Here is a 6,634-nt window from a genome sequence, read left to right as displayed (position 1 = left end):
CACGCCTAACTGAACGACGTTGGCGCTAGCCCACGTCCACCGATTACTCATCGTGAGTAGCGGACCTGGGTCGTCGGGCCGGCCGCCATCGCAGCGTCCCGAATGCTTTGCGCCCCCGGGGCCTCTGCACACTTGGCGTACCCGACGCTGCACCGGAATCCGTACGCCGACAGGTGGCGCTGACCTGCGTGTGTGAGGTCGTGTGAGGCCCTGTCAGGTCCTGTCAGCCGTCATCACAGCCCACCACCGTCACGACAGCCATAGCGTCGACGGCGTCGTCCAGCCCTGCGCACTGGCAGCGCCCTTGCCTGCCCACGCGGGTCACCAGGGGAGGCAAGGTGACGTCGAGAACAGCACGCGGCGCAGCGATCATCACCGTGGTCTTGGCCACCACCGCGGTGCCGGCCGTCCTTGCCGCCAGCGGCACCTGGACACCTGCGCTGCCCGCACCGGGCGCCGCTCGGCAGTGGATCGCCCAACCGATCAGCGCTGGCTTCGTCACGGTCCTCACCGTCACCGCCGCGGCTGGGCTGTGGCTGCTGCTGGCCACCGCCGTGCTCGCCCAGGCCTACCGCGCACTCGGCCGCCGGTTGCGCTGGACTGCCGAGTTTCGCCTTCCCGGCCCGATCCAAAGCCTCACCGCGGCTCTGCTCGGGGCGACCGCCGTGACTACCGCCACGGGCGTCACCGCCCACGCCGCTCCCGTCACCACCAGCGGAGATGTCCCCGCCGCTGAACCGGCCACCGCCGCACCCATCCTGCCAGCCGCCGCCTCAACCCACGTGGATCCGCGGCCGGCTCGCGTAGGGCTCACCTACACTGTGCAACGCGGGGACAGCCTCTGCCGGATCGCCGCCCACACCCTCGGCGACGCCGACCGGTGGCCGGAAATCTACGCCCTCAACCGCGGCACCCACTTCCCCCGCGTCGGCGGCACCCTGCGCGACCCGAACCTCATCTACCCCGGCTGGACCCTCGACCTGCCCGCCGACGCCACCCCACCCACCCGGCACACACCCCGCAAACCGGCCCACCCGCCGCCGCGGGAACGCCAGCCCGACACGCAGGCGTCGCCGCCGGCCCTGGACGCACCCCTCACCAGACCGGCGCCAGCCACCACCGCGCCACGCCCGACGACGCCCGCCTTGCCCCCGGCGACCGTGACCCCGGACAGCACCGAGGCTGCCGAGCCGACCCTCTCCGCCCCGCACACGACGGCCCCGGCGGCGCAGGACACCAGCCGCGCTACCGACCCAGCGACACGTGGAGTGTTGTTACCCAGCGGCAGTTGGGTCGACATCGGCCTGGCCCTCGCCATCGCCGCCGCGGTCGCGCTGGTCTGGGCGCATCGGCGACGCCGCTACGCGCCCCGCCAGCCCACGGCGACGCCCCGCCTGAACGACCCGGACCTGGCACCCATGCCCCGGGTGGTCAGGCAGATCCTGCGCGGCCTGCGCAGCGTCGCCGTCGACGTCCCCGCCCCGTACGACCCCGCCCATCAGCAGGGCGATCACGACGATGACACGCACGACATCGCGGACGAGTCCCTACCCTCAGGCATGGGAGACGGCAGTGACGACCGCGATACCGACGTTCACTGCGCCAGCGCCGAAGTTGGCGGGAACGGCGGTGCCGAACCCGCGCCGGTGCCGACGTCGGACAACCCGCTGTCGGCGCTGTGGCCCCCGGCCGGACTGGCACTGACCGGCCCCGGAGCGGAGGCCGCCGCCCGGGGACTTCTCACCGCCGCCCTGGCCTCCGCCGGTACGCAGCACCCGCAGGTCCCTACCGAGGTGGTCATCCCGTCGACGACCGCGGCAACACTGCTGGGCGCCGCCGCGTCCACCCTGCCGAACACGCCCCGGCTGACCGTCACCGCCGGCCTGGACGAGGCTCTGGACCTCCTGGAAGCCCAAACTATGCGGCGCACCCGCCTGCTGTACCAGCACGAGGTCGACAGCGTCACCGCGCTGCGCCGCGTCGACCCCTACGAAGAGCCCTTCCCGCCGGTCATCCTGCTGACCGCCGTAACGAACCGCCACGAGCATGCCCGCGTCACCGCCCTCCTCGCCCAAGGGCAACACCTGGACATTCACGGAGTGCTGCTCGGCACTCGGCCCGAGGACGACGCCGCCACCGCCGGCACCGAAGGCGCCCAACCCGTCGACGTCGGTCGACTCGCCGTGCTCGCCCCACCCGAAACCATCGTGGTCGCCGCCGACGGCACCACCAGCCGCGTCGACGGCGAAGGCTTCCGCAACGGGACACACCCCGCCGACATCGGCCGCCTGGCCGTCCTCACCCCGGCCGAGACCAGCGACCTGCTCGCCACCCTCGCCGAGTCCCACACCGGCCAGCCGCAAGCACCCACCCCGATCGAACCTGCCACCGCCGCATCCGACGGGGCAGCCCGCCCCACCCGACCAGCACCGGCCACCCCGTCGCAGGCCGTCCAACCGGCGGCAGGCGCACCCGACACGCAGACGTCACCAGCCGCCGAGCCACCGCCGCCCCAACCCGCCTCCGGTGACGGCGCCGAATTGTCGGCATCCAGCCCGAGACCCGAATCCGCCATTACGGCATCGCCCGGCCACGCCGACGGTGGACACATACCAGCCGTCGGGACGGTGGCGGCAGCCGCGCGCACCGACGCCACCCCCGCACTCCCGGCGGACACATCTGATGACGACGGGATCGGCGACGGCACCTCGACGCCCGCCGTGGAGGACACCGACGGCACCACCGGCAAAAGCCGGCAGACCGGTCCAGGCCGGGTTCAGATCACTGTGCTCGGCCCCGCCGCCATCGCCGACGTCCCGCCCGGACCGACACTGCGCAGGAAATCCCTCGAGGTGCTCGTCTACCTGGCGGTACACGACGGGGACGCCTCCGCCGAGGCGATCCTCGACGACCTGCTGCCAGACGCCCCAGCCAACAAGGCACCCGGCCGGCTCTACACCTACGTATCGGACCTGCGCACCACCATGCGCCGCACCGCAGGACCCGGCACCTACCTCACCCACCCCCACCAGCGGTACGCCCTCAACCGCGACACCGTCGACGTGGACCTGTGGCGCATGCGCGCCGCAATTCGCGACGCCAACCAGGCCACCGATCCGGGCGAGCGCCTCGCCGCGCTGCGCCGCGCGGTCGACACCTACCGCGGACACCTGGCCGACGGCGCCGACTACGAATGGATCGAGCCCTACCGCGAAGCCGTCCGGCAGCAGGCACTCGACGCCTACCTCGCCCTCGCCGACGCCCTCACCGACAACCCCGCCGAGCAGCTCACCGTCCTCGACACCGCGATTGGCCACAACCCGTACGCCGAAGAGCTGTACCAGCAGGCGATGCGGGCCCGCGCCGCGCTCGGGCACCTCGACGCGATCCGCAGCCTGCGCCGCGTCCTGACCCGCGCCCTCGGCGAGATCGACGCCGAACCCAGCGACGACACCATCACCCTGGCCGACCAGTTGGTCGCCCAGGTCCAGCGCCCCGCCCGCCGCCCGGACCTGCGGCCAGCGCCCCGGACCCGTGACGGAGCCGCCACATGACCGCCACACCGCTACCCCGGCACACCTCCGCCCGCACCCCCCATGCAGCAGAAGTCGACATCCGACGTCTGACCCGGCTGCGGTGGGCAGTGCGAGCCGTGCTCACCCTCGGCGTCGCCGCGTCCATCGCGGCGAACGTCCTGCACGCCCGGCCGAACCTCATCAGCCAGATCATCGCCGCCTGGCCACCGCTGGCGCTGCTGCTGACCGTCGAACTCATCTCCCGCGTACCCGCGGACCGACGCGGCCTGGCCGCCGCGCGGCTGATCGCCGCCGCTGTCATCTCCGGCATCGCCGCCTGGGTGAGCTACTGGCACATGGTCGGCGTCGCGGCCCGCTACGGCGAAACCGACGCCGCAGCCTCCTACCTCCTGCCCATCTCCGTCGACGGGCTCGTCGTCGTGGCCAGCATCAGCCTGGTCGAAATCGCAGCACGAATCCGCACCCCGCCCACCAGCCCAGTCAACAACCCACGACCCGCCACCCCAGCCGAAGCGTCGCCACCGACGGCTAAACCGCGCAGGCCGCCGACGCAGGCCCCCATATCAGGGCCGGTCGGCGCGCAGCAGGCCCAAGGAGCTCCACCTTCCAACGCGACCAACCAGAATGACGCTCACGTCGTCCGGTCCGGCGATGTAGCCACAGCGCCCGTGGACACGACACCGTTTCGCGGCAGAGCCCGACCGCGCTTCGACGCCGACCGATCTGGAACCCGCGGGTCCAGCACCACCGGCGGTCCTTCGACATCGATCGAGAACTCGGACGAGCCGGACAGGGCGGCTCCCTCGGTCGACGCCGAGGACGCCGGTCCGCACACAGGTAAGGGCAGCGGAGGTGACACCAACCTGGATGAGGACAGCAACAGCGCGCGGGTTCCGTCCGACACTGCCGGGGCCGTGGCCTACTGGTACCGCTACGACTCATCCCTGCACCCGGCCGACATCGCCACCCGAATCGGCCGGTCAGAGCGCACCGTCCGCCGGTACTGGCCCCCTGCGGCGCGAACCGCGAACCGACTCAACACCAGCCGGATCGCCGAGCACGCCGGTGTCGGCGTCGAGGCCTCGCCAGCCAAGGTCACCTAATGTCGGCGTACGGATCAGCCTGCAGCCAGGTACAGCTGAACGTGCACAGCGCGTCGTGCAGATGGCGGAATCACGTCCGAGTCTTCAACCGCCCTCGAGTTCGGCCAGCGGATTCAGCGATACCCATAGGAACGAGCGGGCAGCCATCGTGACGTTCCGTTACCGACGGACCCGCAACGACCGTAGCGGTACAGATGCTTCTGCCGATGAGTGGATGCCATTCCCGGACGATCGACTGTGTGTTGGTTTGATCACCTTCAGTATCGTGCGGGTGTGCTTCGGGGCGGGTTGAGGTGGGTCGGGCGCCGCGGCTGGTGGGCGGTGCTGGTTCCCGCAGCGGTCGCCGCGGCGGCAGGGTGGGCATTGGTCACCGACGACAAGCCGGTCTGGACAGTGGTCGCGGGCGTAGCGGCGGCGGTGGTGGGCGCATTCGCGCCATCGGTCCTGGAGTGGGTTCGGGTCGCGCGGCAGCGGCGTGAGCGGCGGGATCGGGCGGTCGCGGGGGCGTTGGTGGCGGAGTTGCCGGAGTCGGTGGTGTGGCTGCTGCGGCCGCAGGCGGCGGTGGTCGGGTTCGTCGGTCGTGGGTGGCTGCTGGCAGCGTTGGACAGGTGGTGCGCGGATCCGGACGCGAGCGTGGTGCGGCTGCTGGTGGGTGGGGGTGGGGTGGGCAAGACCCGGTTGGGTCAGCATTTCGCCGGCCGGTTGACGGGCTGGGAGTGTTGGCCCGTGGCGCCCGGCGGGGAGGCGACGGTCGCCGGGCAGCTCGAGGCGGGTGACCGGCCGGGCCGGTTGCTGCTGACGGTGGATTACGCCGAGACCCGTGAGCCGCGGGCGTTGGCGCACCTGTTGTGTGTCGCGCAGCGGGCCGGTGGTGTGCGGGTGTTGTTGCTGGCCCGCTCGGCCGGGTTGTGGTGGTCTTCCCTGTCGGCGGCGTACCCGCCGCAGGCGCATCTGGTGGACGCGTTGACCGTGCCGGGGAACGTCATAGAGGTGCCGGCTCGGATTGAGGACTACCCCCCGCAGCAGATCGTGGCTGAGGCGATGGTGGCGTTCGCCGGTCGGCTACGTCGCCGCCCTCCGGGTGATGTCCCACCGGGTGGGGTCAGCGGCGACGTTCCGGTGCTGCGGTTGCATGCGCAGGCGCTGCTGGCGGTGTTGGGCGGGCCGCGTGGTGATGACCGGTACGACGTGCTGGCTGAGGTGCTCGGCCATGAGGCCCGGTACTGGCGGCACCGGGCTCGCCGTGACGGGCTGGCTGGTGCGGGTGAGCCGACCGCCGACGCTGTCCTGCGGCGGCTGGTCGCCGTGGCGGCGCTGCTGGGCGCGGACAACCGTGAGCAGGCTGTGGATCTGGTCCGCCGGGTGCCGGGCCTGGGCGGGGCGCTGCCAGAGGTGGTCAACGGGTACGTGGACTGGTTGTACGGTCTGTACCCGGCGGCGAGGACGGGCGGTGGGCCGGGGACGCTGCAGCCGGACCTGCTTGCCGAGGACCTCGCGGTCGCGGTCCTGCACGAAAGCACCCCGGCGGAGCGCAGCAGGATCCTGCAGGGTTTGGCTCCCGGCCAGGCGGTGCAGGCGTTGACGGTGCTGAGCCGCGCGCGCAACCACCAGTCCGACGCTGCGGAGATGATCGACGTGGCGCTGACCGCGGACCTGCCGGTGATGACCGAGGCCGTGCTCCAGGTCGGCCTCCAGTTCCCCGGAGTGCTCGCTCCCCGGGTAGCCGCTCTGGTTGCCACGGCCGAACTCGACCCCGCCTGGGTCCGGCGGACAGCGCGTCGGGTGCCATACCCCTCGATCGAGTTCTGCCAGATCGCGGTGGCGTTGACCACCCACGCCCTGACTGCCGCGGCAGCGGAGACCAAGTCAAGCCAACGAGCCTACCTACTGACCTTGCACGCTCTTCGGTTGGCGGAGGCGGGGCGGCGTGCCGAGGCGCTGGCCGCCAGCCAGGAGGCCGTCGACCTGCTACCGGGAGTTGGCTGCCGGCAACCG

4 protein-coding genes are annotated in these 6,634 nt (G+C 72.0%); 3 read left to right on the top strand and 1 reads right to left on the bottom strand.

Translation table 11 applies throughout. The features are described from left to right. Positions 1-223 precede the first annotated feature (223 nt). Positions 224-502: a hypothetical protein gene (locus LQ51_RS33630; protein ID WP_156312940.1), complete on the bottom strand. Its 279-nt coding sequence runs from the start codon at positions 500-502 to the stop codon at positions 224-226. Positions 503-821: 319 nt separating this feature from the next. Between LQ51_RS33630 and LQ51_RS00970 the strand changes: the two genes are divergently transcribed. The 3 genes from LQ51_RS00970 to LQ51_RS33625 all read left to right on the top strand — a co-directional run. After that, positions 822-3,554, top strand: a complete 2,733-nt coding sequence (locus LQ51_RS00970; protein ID WP_231605127.1) for a BTAD domain-containing putative transcriptional regulator — start codon at positions 822-824, stop codon at positions 3,552-3,554. Further along, on the top strand, positions 3,551-4,639 hold the full coding sequence (locus LQ51_RS31615) for a DUF2637 domain-containing protein (protein WP_082159211.1): 1,089 nt from the start codon (positions 3,551-3,553) through the stop codon (positions 4,637-4,639). The genes LQ51_RS00970 and LQ51_RS31615 overlap by 4 nt, the downstream gene beginning before the upstream one ends. A gap of 363 nt (positions 4,640-5,002) precedes the next feature. Then, positions 5,003-6,634, top strand: a 1,632-nt coding sequence (locus LQ51_RS33625; protein ID WP_231605125.1) for a hypothetical protein, incomplete at its 3' end; no start/stop codon positions are given.

The organism is Micromonospora sp. HK10 (assembly GCF_000982955.1).
Taxonomy (GTDB): domain Bacteria; phylum Actinomycetota; class Actinomycetes; order Mycobacteriales; family Micromonosporaceae; genus Micromonospora.
This window is presented reverse-complemented; position numbering and strand designations above follow the sequence as displayed.

Excerpts from the sequence above, each read along its gene's own strand:
- LQ51_RS31615 (WP_082159211.1), top strand. The coding sequence starts at position 3,551 with ATGACCGCCACACCGCTACCCCGGCACACCTCCGCCCGCACCCCCCAT.